This is a genomic window from Azospirillum largimobile (assembly GCF_977007025.2).
Genome location: NZ_CDRMUA020000004.1, coordinates 346,674 through 359,328 on the forward strand (window position 1 = coordinate 346,674; position 12,655 = coordinate 359,328).

Below are 12,655 nucleotides of genomic sequence, written 5' to 3' on the forward strand. Positions count from 1 at the left end.
ATCAGGCCTGTTGCAGGCGGCGTTCGACCAGCGTGCCGAACAGGGCAAGCGCGCCGTTGATCGCCAGATAGATGACGCCGGCCGCGAGATAAATCTCGAGCGGGCGGTAGTTGGCGGCAGAAATGGTCTGGCTGGTCCGCGTCAGCTCCGCCACCCCGACGACGGAGATCAGCGAGGACGCCTTCAGCAGCAGGATCAGTTCGTTGACCAGGGCCGGCACCGAGATGCGGAAGGCCTGCGGCAGCAGGATGCGCGTCCAGATCGCCGATCCGGGGAAGCCCAGCGCCAGCGCCGCTTCCGACTGTCCGTGCGGGACGGCGTTCAGCGCGCCGCGGTAGATCTCCGACACATAGGCGCCCGATGCGAGGCCGAGCGCGGCGATGGAGGCGACCAGCGGCGGCACGTCGATGCCGATCAGCGGCAGCATGTAGTAGATCAGCAGAAGCTGGATCAGCAGCGGCACGCCGCGGAAGAAACTGACATAGACGCCGCCGGCCATGTCCGCCGCACGGCCGCCGGACTGCCGCGCCACGCAGACGACCAAGCCGATCACCTGTCCCAGCAGCACGCCGAGCAGCGAGACCCATACGGTCGTGACGGCCGCCCCCAACAGATGGGGAAGGGCGTCGATGATGACGCTGAACTTCATTGATGGGCCTTCGTCGGCGGAATACCGGAACCTAATCCCCTCTCCCCCCCGGGGAGAGGGTTAGGGTGAGGGGGATGCATGGGGTGGAGGTTGGGGGCGTGCAGCGCTCCGCATCCTTGCAAAGCCACACCCCGCGTCCCCCTCACCCCGACCCTCTCCCCGCTTTCGGCGGACCAATGGTCCGCCTGTCGCGTCAGCGCAAACGAAGTTTCCGCGTGAGCGGGGGAGAGGGAGTGAACCGCATCCCTTACAGCTGCGGTTCCGGAACGGTGGTCGGCAGTTCCTGCGAAACGCCGAACCACTTCTTCTGGATGGTCGCCATGCGGCCGTCCTTCTGGATCTTCACGAGGGCGGCGTTCACCGCCTCGATCAGGCTCTTGTCGTCGTCGCTGAGGCGGCCGACCCACGAGAAGTAGGAGGGCTTGCCGAAGGGCGGCAGGACGACGGCGAAGGTCTCCTTGCGCTGGGCGGCGGCGAAGGCGAGGTTCGGCAGCGAATTGACCGACGCATCGATGCGGCCCGCGGCCAGATCGGCGTAGGACTGGTTGCTGTCGACATACTCGCGCACGTCCGGCGGGGTCGGCAGGGTCTGGCCGAATTCCTTGACCTGGGCCAGCTGCGAGGTGCCCTTGCCGCCGCCGACCTTCTTGCCGGCGATGTCCTCCGGCTTGTTGATGCTCTTGTCGTCGGCGCGCTTCATCATCGCGGCGGTCGCCTCGGAGATCGGAACGGTGAAGGCGTAGCGCTTCATGCGCTCCTTCGTGATCGTCACCGGGGCGATGACCAGATCGAACTTCTTGGCTTCCAGGCCGGGCAGGACGCTGGTCCAGGGCAGGTCGATGTGCTTGGCCTTGACGCCCAGCTCCTTCGCCACCTCGTCGATCAGGTCGCGATCGACGCCCTTGTATTCGTTGTTCTCCAGGAAGTCGAAGGGCGGGAACTGCATCTCGGTGGCGACGGTGAGGACACCGGCCTTCTTCACGTCGGCCAGCGTGTCGGCCATCGCCGAGCCGGCCGCGGCACCGGTTACCAGCAGAGTGGCGCCCAGCAGCGCCGCCTTGAACATCGTCCGAACCATACCCTTGCTCTCCATCGTGAGTGGTCCCCTGTCGTGGCCGGCCGACTGTAGCCGGTCCTTTTGTGTTTACAAATTCAACTCGGTCGCGCTGTCGGTGATCGACGATCCGCTGAGGCTGAACCGGTCGCCGACCGAGAGGAAATGTACCAGCGTCACCGGCCGGCTGAGATGCATGGTCTGCCGCCGGATCGACAGGCAGGCCGCTCCGGCCTCCACCCCCAGCAGCGCCGCCATCTCCGCCGTGGCGTTGACCGCGCGCACCGTGTGGTCGGCCGACGACCAGGGAACCCGGTCGACCAGCCAACGGCTGGGCGCCACGCTGTCGAACGATTCCTCCGCCACTTCCGGAACGGCGTCGAGATTGACGAGACGTCGCTCATGCTGGATCGGCGTTCCGTCGCTGAAATGCAGGCACTCCAGCGCCAGGATCGGCGCACCGTCGGGCAGGTCGGGCCAGCGGATGCCCTGTCCGTTACGAAGGCTCTTGCGTTCGCGGATGCGGAACTCGTAAACACGGCCCTCCCGCGCGACGACGTCGCCGATGTCCTCGATGGGCAGGGCGAAGCGGTCGCGGCGCCCGGTGGCGACGAAGGTCCCGGCACGGCGGCGGCGGACGAGGAATCCCTCCCGCGCCAGCAATGCGATGGCCTTGTGAACCGTCTGGCGGGAGACGCCATAGAGGCTCGACAACTCCGCCTCGTTGGGCAGGCGTTGCCCGGCCTGCCAGCGGCCCCGCAGGATCTGGCCGGCAACGGCGCGCTTGATCTGGTCGAACAGCGCGCCGCGGCCGTCGAGGGTGAGGCCGTCGAGTGAGAGGCCGTTGGGGGAAAGGTCATCCCGCGGGGCGCCGGCCGGCGTGGGTGCCGGTCCGCCAACGCGGTCCTGTCCGGTCAGGCCTTGCCGTGCCACCCCCTGCACCCCGCTCTCCGCGCCGCGATGTGACGTTTCCGCGATAATGTATGTACATAATCTTACGGTCAATCGCCAATTCCCGGTCAGTCAGCCGGTATTGCTGCAATGCGGCGGAAAACCGCCTACCCCGTTCGCCGGGGCTTGCGCAACTGCCTGAAAAAGCCAATTGGAGTGTGGGATTTGCATTAAAATCGGTTTGGGCGCGTGCATGTGGGGATGGCAGGGCAAGGTCGGGTTGAGTGGACATCTGGCAACCGTGCGGGACGATCTGATCGGCTGTCCGGATTGCGGGCGGCTTCACCGTGTCCGAGAGTTGCCCCGCGGTGGCCGGGCCGTCTGCACCCGGTGCGGCGCGCTGCTGTACCGGCATGTGACGGGCGGGGTGCATCATGCCCTGCCGATGGCGTTGACCGCGCTGCTGCTGCTGGGACTGATCGCCGTCAATCCGCTGATGGCGGTGCATATCCAGGGCAACGACCGCGCCGGTCTGGTCACCACCGGGTTGGAGGCGCTGGCCGACCAGGGGATGTGGCCGCTGTCGCTGCTGGTCGGGCTGCTGGTGCTGGGTGCGCCGGTGGTCCGCGTGGTGGGGGTGATCGCCGTGCTGCTTCGCCTGCACGGGGGACGCCCGCCGGAATCGCCGCGTTCGACCGCCCGGCTGTTCGCCTTGACCGAGTCCCTGCGCCCCTGGGCGATGCTGGACGTCTTCCTGCTCGGCCTGCTGGTCGGCTATTCCAAGCTGTACGGATTCGCCAATGCGGAACTGCTGACCGGTGGGCTGGCGCTCGGCGGCTATGTGCTGGCGATCACCGCGATGGACCAGGGGCTCGACCGCCGGGCGCTGTGGTCGGCCATCGACCATGTGCCTGCAGATCCTTCACCGTCCCCACAGCGCTGGGTCGCCTGCCCGGTCTGCCAGCGGGTCCACGGCCATGACCATGAGCCCGCACCGCACCGCTGTACCCGCTGCGGCAGCCGCATGCATGAGCGGGAACCCGACAGCCTGGGGCGCACCACGGCGCTGGTGGCGACCAGTGCAATCCTCTACGTCCCGGCCAACCTGCTGCCGGTGATGACCGTCGTCAATTTCGGCCAGGGCGACCCCAGCACGATCCTGGGCGGGGTGGGAGAACTGGCGGGGTCCGGCATGTGGCCGCTGGCCCTGCTGGTCTTCGTCGCCAGCATCGCCGTGCCGCTGCTGAAGCTGGGCGGGTTGGCGTGGTTCGTCGTTGCCGCTTGGCGCGGATCGGCCGCTCGGCTGCAGGGACGGACCCGGCTCTACCGCTTCATCGACGCCATCGGGCGCTGGTCCAATGTGGACGTATTCATGATCGCCATCCTCACGGCACTGGTGCAGTTCGGCGCCGTCGCCTCCGTCCGCGCCGATTCCGGCGCGATCGCCTTCGCCGCCGTGGTCATCCTGACCATGCTGGCAAGCCACGTCTTCGACCCGCGCGTGATGTGGGACCGGGCGGACGGGGTGCGGCATGACTGACGCCGGCCAGCCCCCGCCTTCCGCCTCTTCCGCCGCTCCGCCGCCCCCGCCCTCGCACCCGCCGGAGGTCGAGGTGTCGACGCGCCGCAGGCTGTCCTTCCTGTGGCTGCTGCCGCTGGTGGCGGCGCTGATCGCCGGCTGGCTCGGCTGGCGCTGGCTGGAGGACCGCGGCCCGCAGATCGTCATCACCTTCCAGTCCGGCGACGGGCTGGAGGCGGGGCGGACTCGCATCAAGCACAAGAACGTCGATCTCGGCGTGATCGAGTCGGTCCGCCTGTCCGACGACCTGTCCCAGGTGATCGCCACCGCCCGCATGGACCGCACCGCCGGCCGCCACCTGAAGGAGGGGACCCGCTTCTGGGTGGTGGCGCCGCGCCTCAGCCTGGGCGGGGTCTCGGGGCTGAGCACCGTGGTGTCCGGCACCTATGTGGAGATGGAACCCGGCGGCGGCGAGGACCGGAGCGAGTTCGACGCGCTGGACGAACCGCCGGTGATCCGCGCCGACGTGCCGGGCCGCAGCTTCTCCTTGAAGGCGGAACAGCTGGGATCGCTGGCGCAGGGCTCCCCGGTCTATTTCCGCGGCGTCCAGGTGGGTGAGGTGATGGGCTACAACCTGTCGCCCCAGGACCGCACGGTGTCGGTCTCCATCTTCATCCGCGCGCCCTACGAGGGGCTGGTGCGCGACGGCAGCCGGTTCTGGCGGTCCTCGGGCGTTCAGTTCACCGCCGGGGCCGAGGGTCTCAAGTTCCAGACGGAGTCGCTCAAAACGCTGGCGCTGGGCGGCGTGGTGCTGGAAACCCCGCCCGATCCGGAGGCGGGGGAGCAGGCGAAGGACTGGTCGACCTTCACCCTCTATGAGGATCAGGCGACGGCCGCCGCGGCACGGGACCGGTTGCGCGTGCGCTACCGGCTGGAGTTCCCCGGTTCGGTCCAGGGACTGCAGGCGGGGGCGCCGGTGCTGATGCGCGGGCTGACGGTCGGGCATGTGGCGGCGGTGCGGCTTGAGTATGACGAGGCGACGCAGGAACTGCGCATTCCCGTCGACATCGATTTCGAGCCCGACCTTGTCGCCCGGACCTATTCCGTCGTCGATGGCCGGCCGATGGACGAGGCGGCGGTGCGCAAGCTGATTGCCACCCAGGTGGAAAAGGGACTGCGCGCCCGTCTGGCGTCCGGAAACCTGCTGACCGGGCAGAAGCTGGTGTCGTTCGACTATGCGCCGGGCGTGCCGCCTTCGCCGGGGTCCGAACGGTCGGAACTGCCGACGGTGGCGTCCAGCGATCTCGATTCGATCATGGCGTCGGCAGGCGTGGTGATGGAGAAGGTCTCCGCGCTGCCGCTGGACGCGCTGATCGCCGACCTGCGCGGCACGCTGCAGTCGGTCAGCGGCCTCGCCGGTTCGCCGGATCTCGCGCGCTCCCTGGCGGCGCTTGCCAAGGCGCTGGGCAGCGCCGACGCGCTGATGCGCGATGCCGACCGCCAGTTGCCGGACTTGGTGAAGAGCCTGCGCGGGGTGGCGACGGCGGCGCAGGGAACGCTGAACAGCGCCAACGGCTTGTTGGGCGGCGGCGGCGGGCAGGCCGATCTGGCGGGGGTGATGCGGCAGTTGAACGACGCCGCGCGGTCCTTCCGCGTGCTGGCCGACTATCTGGAACGTCACCCGGAGGCACTGATCCGGGGCAAGAGACCGTAGGGGATGGGGGAAGGGATGGCGATGGGACGGGTGCGCGGATGGCGGGCGGCAGCGATGGCGCTGCCCGTGCTGGTGCTGGCGGCCTGCCAGTCGACGCCGGAGAGCCGGCTCTACACGCTGGCGGTGGTGCCGCCGGCGGCAACGGCGCAGCCTGTCCGCACCGTACCCCAGACATTGGCGCTGGGATCGCTGGACCTGCCGATGCTGGTCGACCGGCCGCAGATCGTCCGCCGCATCGACGGCAACCGGGTCGAGGCGCTGGAGTTCGACCGCTGGGCCGAGCCGCTGGCCGACGGGCTGCGCTCCACACTGGCCGGTGATCTGGCGGCGCGCCTGCCGGGCGTGACCGTCCTGCCGGTGGCCGGCAGCGCGGTGGGGGAGGGCACGGCGGTGCTTGCCGTCACCGTTCTGCGATTCGATGCCGACGTCAGCGGCCGGGTGGTACTCGACGCGCAATGGAGCCTGTCGCAGGCCGGCGGCGCCCGGAAGAGCGGCCCGTCGCGCGAGACGGTGGAAATTCCCGCCGCCAGCGCCGAGCCGGATGCCTTGGTGCGGGCGATGAGCCAGGCGGTCGCCACCTTCGCCGACCGCATCGCCGCCGGGGTGCGCCGCTGAGAAAGACGGCGCGCTCTCCCGGAGCGGCGTGTCTTCAGTGAAGCAGGGTGGCGCCGCGGTCGGCGGTCGGGCGGGGACGCTCCATGCGCTCGACCGCCGTCCGATGGGGCCACGCGTCTTCCGCCGCCGGGTCGGGCATCTGCAGTCCGGCGCGGGACAGTGCGGAGGCCAGGACGCAGAGCGGCGCCATCGCCATCCGCACGCCCGGCAGCGGCAGCCAGTCGTTCATCAGCAGTCCGGCCTCGCCATGCTGCCCCTGCTGGGCAAGCCGCAGCATGTCGAGCAGCAGCGCCTCGTCGACGCCGAGCGACGGGCAGGGCGGCCGGTGCAGGTCCAGCGGACGGGTGGTCGCCGCCAGCACGATGCGCATCAGCGTGTCGAACGCCACCGCGGCGTCGTTGGACAGGCCCGCCGCGGTCATGCCGTCCTGCCAGTGCGGATGCTGGCGGTCCGGCTCGCGCAGCAGTTCGGCCCACAGGCGCAGAACGGACACGACCAGCGCCTCCGCAGCGTGCAGATCCTGGAAACGCTCGCGGGCCGGCATGGCGTGGCGATGGGACGACATGGTGGACATGGCGAACTCCGCTTTGGGGAACAGGCGGAGGGTAGGGCGTTTCAAATGATAATGCAAGTCATTCGCATTTGCATTGTGGCAAACCGCCCTCAACGATATTCCGCCCGCCGCGCCAGCCCTTCCTTCAGATGCCGGATTGCCGCATGCACCTTGGGCGGGACGTGGCGCTTCTGTGGATAGACCGCCCACACCGCGGTGTTCGGCGGCCGGTGGCGGTCCAGCAGGGAAACCAGCCGCCCGTCCGCCACCGGCTCGCGCACGTAGTAATCCGGCAGCTGACACAGTCCGAATCCGCGCAGTGCGGCATCCAGAACGGAGAAGCCGCTGTTGCAGCGCCAGCGGCCACGCGGACGGAAGAGCCAGTCCTGCCCATTGTCGTCGAACAGCCAATGATCCGACGTGCCGATCAGGCATTGGTGGGTGCCGAGGCTCGCCAAGCTTTCGGGGATGCCGTGGCGGTCCAGATAGTCCGGTGCGGCGCACAGATGCATGACGCGGGGGGCGATGCGGGTCGCCACCATGCTCGATTCGCTGAGGCGGCCGAGGCGGATCGCCAGATCGTAGCCTTCCTGCACCAGATCGAGCTGCCGGTTGGTCAACTCCACCTCGATGCTGAGCTGCGGGTGCCGCTCCATCAGGTCGTTGATCAGCGGCATGACGAACTGCTCGCCATAGGCGGTGGAGCAGGTCATGCGCAGCATCCCCTTCACCTCGGCGTCTCTGCCGCCCTGGAGCGCACCCACCGCCAGGAAGGCCTCGTCTCGCTGTTCGGCGAGCCGTCGGCAGCGGGCGAGGAAAGTGTGGCCGCTCTCCGTCAGGCTGACCTTGCGGGTGGTGCGATAGAACAGGCGGGCCTGCAGCCGGTCCTCCAGCCGCGCCACGCTGCGGCTGACGTGGGAGGAGGAGACGCGCAGCCGCTCCGCCGCACGGGAAAAGCTGCCGGTTTCGGCCACCGCCACGAATTCGTCGATGCCGTCCCAGCCGCTCATGATCTTTCTCCCAGGGCTTTCTCCCAGGGACGCCCGGCCATTATCCCCATATGGCAAAAATCTATTCCCAAAATCGCCGTTCTGGCAATGACCGCTCGCGGTCTACACTGCGGTAATCAAATGCCAATCCGCATTGGCCAATCCGTTTTCGGGAAGGAAAGCCACATGGTCCTGTCGCGCGCCGCCGTCGCCTGGGAAGCCAACCGTCCGCTGGAGATCGAGGAGGTCGAGGTCGCGGCACCCAAGGCCGGCGAGGTGATGGTCCGCATCGTCGCCACCGGCGTCTGCCACACCGACGCCTACACCCTGTCCGGCAAGGATTCGGAAGGCGTCTTCCCCTGCATCCTCGGCCATGAGGGCGGCGGCGTGGTGGTGGAGGTCGGCCCCGGCGTCACCTCCGTCGCGGTAGGCGACCACGTGATCCCGCTCTACACGCCGGAATGCGGCAAGTGCAAATTCTGCCTGTCCGGCAAGACCAACCTGTGCCAGGCGATCCGCGCCACCCAGGGCAAGGGCCTGATGCCGGACGGCACCAGCCGATTCTCCCTGAAGGGCAAGGAGATCGCCCACTACATGGGCACCTCGACCTTCTCCGAATACACGGTGCTGCCGGAGATCGCTCTCGCCAAGATCAACAAGGCGGCGCCGCTTGAGAAGGTCTGCCTGCTGGGCTGCGGCGTCACCACCGGCATGGGCGCGGTGATGAACACGGCGAAGGTGGAGCCGGGCTCGACCGTCGCCATCTTCGGCCTGGGCGGCATCGGCCTGTCGGCCATCATCGGCGCCACCATGGCGAAGGCCAGCCGCATCATCGGCGTCGACATCAACCCGTCGAAGTTCGAGATCGCCAAGCAGCTGGGCGCCACCGACGTCGTCAACCCGATGGACTACGACCGCCCGATCCAGGAAGTGCTGGTGGAAATGACCGACGGCGGCGTCGATTACAGCTTCGAGTGCATCGGCAACGTGAAGATCATGCGCGCCGCCCTGGAATGCTGCCACAAGGGCTGGGGCGAGTCGGTGATCATCGGCGTCGCCGGCGCCGGGGAGGAGATCTCCACCCGTCCGTTCCAACTGGTCACCGGCCGCGTCTGGCGCGGGTCCGCCTTCGGCGGCGTCAAGGGCCGGTCGGAGCTGCCGGACTATGTGGAGCGCTACCTGCGCGGCGAGTTCGAGCTGGACACCTTCATCACCCATACCATGGGGCTGGAAGACATTAACCACGCCTTCGACCTGATGCATGAGGGCAAGAGCATCCGCTCGGTCATCCTCTACAACCAGTGAGGCGACGGCCGGTAAGATGACGACGCTCCCCTCTCCCGCACCGGGGGAGGGAGCGATCAGGGCAGCGACTTACAAAAAGGCAGTTCCATGACCGACCCCCTCACCACCCTGTCGGAAACCCGCGTCTTCGGCGGCCGGCTGAAGCGGGTGCGGCACCAGTCCGCGGCGGTGGATTGCGACATGACCTTCGCCATCTTCCTGCCGCCGCAGGTGGAGGACGGCGCCAAGGTGCCGGTCTTCTATTGGCTGTCCGGCCTGACCTGCAACGACGAGAACTTCACCCAGAAGGCCGGCGCCTTCCGCGTCGCGGCGGAACTCGGCCTTGCCATCGTCGCCCCCGACACCAGCCCGCGCGGCGACGGGGTGCCGGGCGATCCCGACGGCGGCTGGGATTTCGGCCTCGGCGCCGGCTTCTACGTCGATGCGACGGAGGAGCCGTGGGCGGGGCATTACCGCATGCACGACTATGTGACGCGGGAACTGCCGGCGCTGATCGAGGAGAACTTCCCGGTCACCGACCGCCGCTCCATCGCCGGGCATTCGATGGGCGGGCACGGCGCGCTGGTCTGCGCGCTGAAGCATCCCGGCGTCTACAAGGCGGTTTCGGCCTTCGCTCCCATCGTCAACCCGGCGGCGGTGCCCTGGGGCGAGAAGGCGTTCGGCCGCTATCTGGGGCCGGACCGGGACCGCTGGCTGGAGTGGGACGCCTGCGCGCTGATCGGCAAGGCGACGGAGCGGCTGCCGATCCTGATCGACCAGGGCGACCGCGACGGCTTCCTGGAGGCGCAGTTGAAGCCGCAGGCGCTGGTCGAAGCGGCGGAGGCGGTGGGATACCCGGTGACGCTGCGCATGCAGCCGGGCTACGACCACAGCTATTTCTTCATCAGCACGTTCATCGAGGACCATCTGCGCCATCATGCGGCGGCGCTGGCGGGGTAGGTGGCAGGCTTCGATTGCCCCCACCCCAACCCTCCCCCGCTGGGCGGGGGAGGGGGTAAGTGCTCGTTCGGGAGAGTGACGGCAGTCCCTCCCCCGCCCAGCGGGGGAGGTTAGGTGGGGGTCCAACTCCGCACTACCGAACCTCACCCCACCCGCCGCGTCAGGTGGTTGTCCCAGCGGAACTCCGGCGCCCGGTGCTCCGGCCCGGCGGTGGCCGTGTTCGACACCGGCTCGATCACGCCCAGCCCGCTGGTCGCCAGATAGCCTTCGCCGTTCGGCGCCAGCCCGCAGCCGTCTGCCAGCGTGGTCGAGCCAAGCCACTCGCCGCTCACTGCGTCCCACAGTCCGATGATCCCGCCCAGCGGCGAACTGGCGGCGACGGTCCGGCCGTCCGACGCGACGCTGCCGATATAGCCCTGCATGCGCGACAGCACGTCCTCCGGCGTGTCGAACAGGCGGACGGCCCCGCTGCCGGGGCGGTGGGCGCCGGTCAGCGGCTGCAGCATGCCGATGGGCCGCTCGTCCTGGGTGCCGAAAGCGATGCCGCCATCGTCCAGCAGGGCGATGTGGCGGATGCCGAGGTTGCTGTGCTCCTCCGGCAGGCGGACCTTGTCGAGCAGCTTGCCGGTCGCCGCCTCCACATAGGTCAGCGACGCATCCATGCTGTCGAGGTTCAGCTTGGCCCGGCCGGTGTCGGGATGGGTGATGACGCCGCCGTTGGCGACCGCCAGCGTGGCGCCGTCCCGCATCAGGATCAGTTCGTGCGGCCCCAGCCCGTGGGTGGGGATGGCGCCGACGCGGCGGTAATTGTCGGTGGCGTCATAGACACCGATCGCCCCTTCTTCCCGCGGGACGTCGTCCTCGGCGACATAGAGGGTGCGGCCGTCGGCGGAATAGTCGCCATGGCCGGTGAAGCGGCGGTCGTCCGGCGCCCGCACCACCGGACCGGCGGCGCCATCGGTCAGCGACAGGGTCTGGAACCAGCGGCCGGGCCGGCGGGCGAAGACCACCGCCTCGGCCATCCCCGGACGCGGCACGATGCCATGGGCGCGGCCGGGGGTGGGGGTGGTGAACAGCACCTTGCCGGCGGGATTCAGCGCCGCGACGCCGTAGCGCGGCTCCGCCCCAGCGGTGGCATAGGCGTTGAGATAGATCGCGCCGTTGCCGGCGGCATGGGCCTTGCCGGTCAGAATGGCCAGCAGCCCGCCGCCCAGCAGGCGCCCACCCAATGCCGGAGCGGCGAGCAGGCCGAGGATGTTCCGGCGGTCCATCGCGCCCTTTCCGGCCATGCGTCAGTCCCCGTCCAGTTCGTTGAAGCCCAGCGTGATGTCCAACTGCGGGGCGAGCGTACCCAGCATCTCCACCCGCGCCGCCTTGATCAGGCGCAGAGCGCCGTCGGCCTTCTTGCGGGCGGCGGGGTCGGTCACCGCCTTGTTCAGCGGACCGGGCACCGCGTCCACCGCGCCGATGGCAGCAGCGAAACTCTCGTCGATCGCCTGCTTGGCGGTCGACCCGTCCTCGCCCGGCGGCAGCAGCGAAACGAAGCCGGGACCGCCATTCTCGCCCATCAGCAGGGCGCGCAGCCCCTCCAGGTTCAGCGCGATGTTGCGCAGCGCCCGGCCGCTGCGCAAAGCCTCGACGACCGTCGGCTTGGCATCCTCGATGCCGGTGCCGAGCGGGGCCATCAGCTTCTGGTCGATGATGACCTGCATGGCGGTGATGGCGGAGGCGTAGAGCGTGTTCACGGCCTCCGACGCGGTGGGGCCGAGCACGGTCGCCTGGCCGGCGGCAAGCGGCGCCTCCAGTTCCTTCCAGCCGTCGCGCGCATCGGTCGCGATGGCGACGACGTTGCGGGCGGCGGCGGCGGCGAGCAGCCCGCGGAAGCGCTTGGCGTCGCTGCCGGTGAAGCTCTCCACCGTGACGTTCTCGTCGAACAGCAGCCGTTCCAGCACGGTCAGGCCCTGCACGGCCGCGCTCTGGCGGGCCAGCGCCCCCGGCTGCAGCAGCTTCGGATCCTGGTCGCGCAGGATCTGGCCGATCTGGCGCTGGACCACGCCCGCCCGTTCCGGCCAGAAGGACAGGCGGTCGGCCCGCAGGTTTACGGTCAGCGGGCCCGGCCGCAGATGCTGCACGCCGGCCCAGGCATCGGTGACCCGGGTGTGGGCCGTCCGCGCCTCTGCCAAGCCGGCGGCGCTGGGGCCGGCGGCGAAGCGGTCGAGCGTGTCGGCATAGGCGGTGGCTGCGGTCACCAGCGCGTCGAAGCGGGGAACGGCATGGGTGCGGACCATGCCGGCCAGGAAGGCGCTGTCCTTGTCCGACTGGCGGGCGGCGAAGGCCGGGGTCCGGGGCAGCAGTGCCGCCACGGCGGCGGCGGACATCAGCCCAAGCACTATGCGGCGTCGCATACGATCAAATCCCTTCTGCCGG

Annotated in this window: 12 protein-coding genes; 5 read left to right on the plus strand and 7 right to left on the minus strand. The window is 69.2% G+C overall.

Annotated elements, in window-relative coordinates; genetic code table 11:
• Window position 1: 1 nt before the first annotated feature.
• The 3 genes from ACWPKK_RS23105 to ACWPKK_RS23115 form a co-directional block, all read right to left on the minus strand.
• Window positions 2-649 carry an amino acid ABC transporter permease gene (locus ACWPKK_RS23105; protein ID WP_324864888.1) on the minus strand — a complete coding sequence of 216 codons (648 nt, stop codon included), beginning with the start codon at window positions 647-649 and terminating at the stop codon, window positions 2-4.
• A gap of 247 nt (window positions 650-896) precedes the next feature.
• Window positions 897-1,727, minus strand: coding sequence for a transporter substrate-binding domain-containing protein (locus ACWPKK_RS23110; RefSeq protein WP_324864890.1), 831 nt, complete (start codon window positions 1,725-1,727; stop codon window positions 897-899).
• A gap of 66 nt (window positions 1,728-1,793) precedes the next feature.
• Window positions 1,794-2,636: a GntR family transcriptional regulator gene (locus ACWPKK_RS23115; protein WP_452008923.1), complete on the minus strand. Its 843-nt coding sequence runs from the start codon at window positions 2,634-2,636 to the stop codon at window positions 1,794-1,796.
• A gap of 259 nt (window positions 2,637-2,895) precedes the next feature.
• On the opposite strand from ACWPKK_RS23115, the gene ACWPKK_RS23120 reads away from it, so the two are divergent.
• The 3 genes from ACWPKK_RS23120 to ACWPKK_RS23130 are packed head-to-tail and all read left to right on the plus strand — an operon-like array spanning window position 2,896 to window position 6,442.
• Complete coding sequence (locus ACWPKK_RS23120) at window positions 2,896-4,134, plus strand: paraquat-inducible protein A (protein WP_452008925.1); 1,239 nt, start codon at window positions 2,896-2,898, stop codon at window positions 4,132-4,134.
• The gene (locus tag ACWPKK_RS23125) at window positions 4,127-5,827 is read left to right on the plus strand and encodes a PqiB family protein (RefSeq protein ID WP_452008927.1); all 1,701 of its coding nucleotides are present in this window, start codon (window positions 4,127-4,129) and stop codon (window positions 5,825-5,827) included. Before ACWPKK_RS23120 ends, ACWPKK_RS23125 begins: the two co-directional genes overlap by 8 nt.
• A 15-nt stretch (window positions 5,828-5,842) precedes the next feature.
• Window positions 5,843-6,442: a PqiC family protein gene (locus ACWPKK_RS23130; RefSeq protein WP_452008930.1), complete on the plus strand. Its 600-nt coding sequence runs from the start codon at window positions 5,843-5,845 to the stop codon at window positions 6,440-6,442.
• Window positions 6,443-6,476: 34 nt separating this feature from the next.
• Here ACWPKK_RS23130 and ACWPKK_RS23135 read toward each other — a convergent pair whose 3' ends face one another.
• Window positions 6,477-7,016 (minus strand): hypothetical protein, encoded by a 540-nt coding sequence (locus tag ACWPKK_RS23135; protein WP_452008932.1) that lies wholly within the window; start codon window positions 7,014-7,016, stop codon window positions 6,477-6,479.
• Window positions 7,017-7,105: 89 nt separating this feature from the next.
• On the minus strand, window positions 7,106-8,005 hold the full coding sequence (locus tag ACWPKK_RS23140) for a LysR family transcriptional regulator (RefSeq protein ID WP_324864901.1): 900 nt from the start codon (window positions 8,003-8,005) through the stop codon (window positions 7,106-7,108).
• Between the two features lie 165 nt (window positions 8,006-8,170).
• Here ACWPKK_RS23140 and ACWPKK_RS23145 point away from each other — a divergent pair, with 165 nt between their 5' ends.
• Complete coding sequence (locus ACWPKK_RS23145; protein WP_324864903.1) at window positions 8,171-9,289, plus strand: S-(hydroxymethyl)glutathione dehydrogenase/class III alcohol dehydrogenase; 1,119 nt, start codon at window positions 8,171-8,173, stop codon at window positions 9,287-9,289.
• Window positions 9,290-9,376: 87 nt separating this feature from the next.
• Window positions 9,377-10,228, plus strand: a complete 852-nt coding sequence (fghA, locus tag ACWPKK_RS23150) for an S-formylglutathione hydrolase (protein ID WP_452008936.1) — start codon at window positions 9,377-9,379, stop codon at window positions 10,226-10,228.
• 143 nt (window positions 10,229-10,371) lie between these two features.
• On the opposite strand, the gene ACWPKK_RS23155 is transcribed toward fghA, so the two are convergent.
• Both ACWPKK_RS23155 and ACWPKK_RS23160 read right to left on the minus strand, forming a co-directional pair.
• The gene (locus tag ACWPKK_RS23155; protein WP_452008939.1) at window positions 10,372-11,517 is read right to left on the minus strand and encodes a DUF1513 domain-containing protein; all 1,146 of its coding nucleotides are present in this window, start codon (window positions 11,515-11,517) and stop codon (window positions 10,372-10,374) included.
• A gap of 3 nt (window positions 11,518-11,520) precedes the next feature.
• Complete coding sequence (locus ACWPKK_RS23160; RefSeq protein ID WP_452008941.1) at window positions 11,521-12,633, minus strand: imelysin family protein; 1,113 nt, start codon at window positions 12,631-12,633, stop codon at window positions 11,521-11,523.
• Window positions 12,634-12,655 lie beyond the last annotated feature (22 nt).

Coding starts and splice junctions, on each gene's coding strand:
- ACWPKK_RS23110 (WP_324864890.1), bottom strand. CDS start 1,727: ATGGTTCGGACGATGTTCAAGGCGGCGCTGCTGGGCGCCACTCTGCTG.
- ACWPKK_RS23155 (WP_452008939.1), bottom strand. CDS start 11,517: ATGGCCGGAAAGGGCGCGATGGACCGCCGGAACATCCTCGGCCTGCTC.
- ACWPKK_RS23125 (WP_452008927.1), top strand. CDS start 4,127: ATGACTGACGCCGGCCAGCCCCCGCCTTCCGCCTCTTCCGCCGCTCCG.
- ACWPKK_RS23105 (WP_324864888.1), bottom strand. CDS start 649: ATGAAGTTCAGCGTCATCATCGACGCCCTTCCCCATCTGTTGGGGGCG.
- ACWPKK_RS23145 (WP_324864903.1), top strand. CDS start 8,171: ATGGTCCTGTCGCGCGCCGCCGTCGCCTGGGAAGCCAACCGTCCGCTG.
- ACWPKK_RS23160 (WP_452008941.1), bottom strand. CDS start 12,633: ATGCGACGCCGCATAGTGCTTGGGCTGATGTCCGCCGCCGCCGTGGCG.
- fghA (WP_452008936.1), top strand. CDS start 9,377: ATGACCGACCCCCTCACCACCCTGTCGGAAACCCGCGTCTTCGGCGGC.
- ACWPKK_RS23140 (WP_324864901.1), bottom strand. CDS start 8,005: ATGAGCGGCTGGGACGGCATCGACGAATTCGTGGCGGTGGCCGAAACC.
- ACWPKK_RS23130 (WP_452008930.1), top strand. CDS start 5,843: ATGGCGATGGGACGGGTGCGCGGATGGCGGGCGGCAGCGATGGCGCTG.
- ACWPKK_RS23135 (WP_452008932.1), bottom strand. CDS start 7,016: ATGTCCACCATGTCGTCCCATCGCCACGCCATGCCGGCCCGCGAGCGT.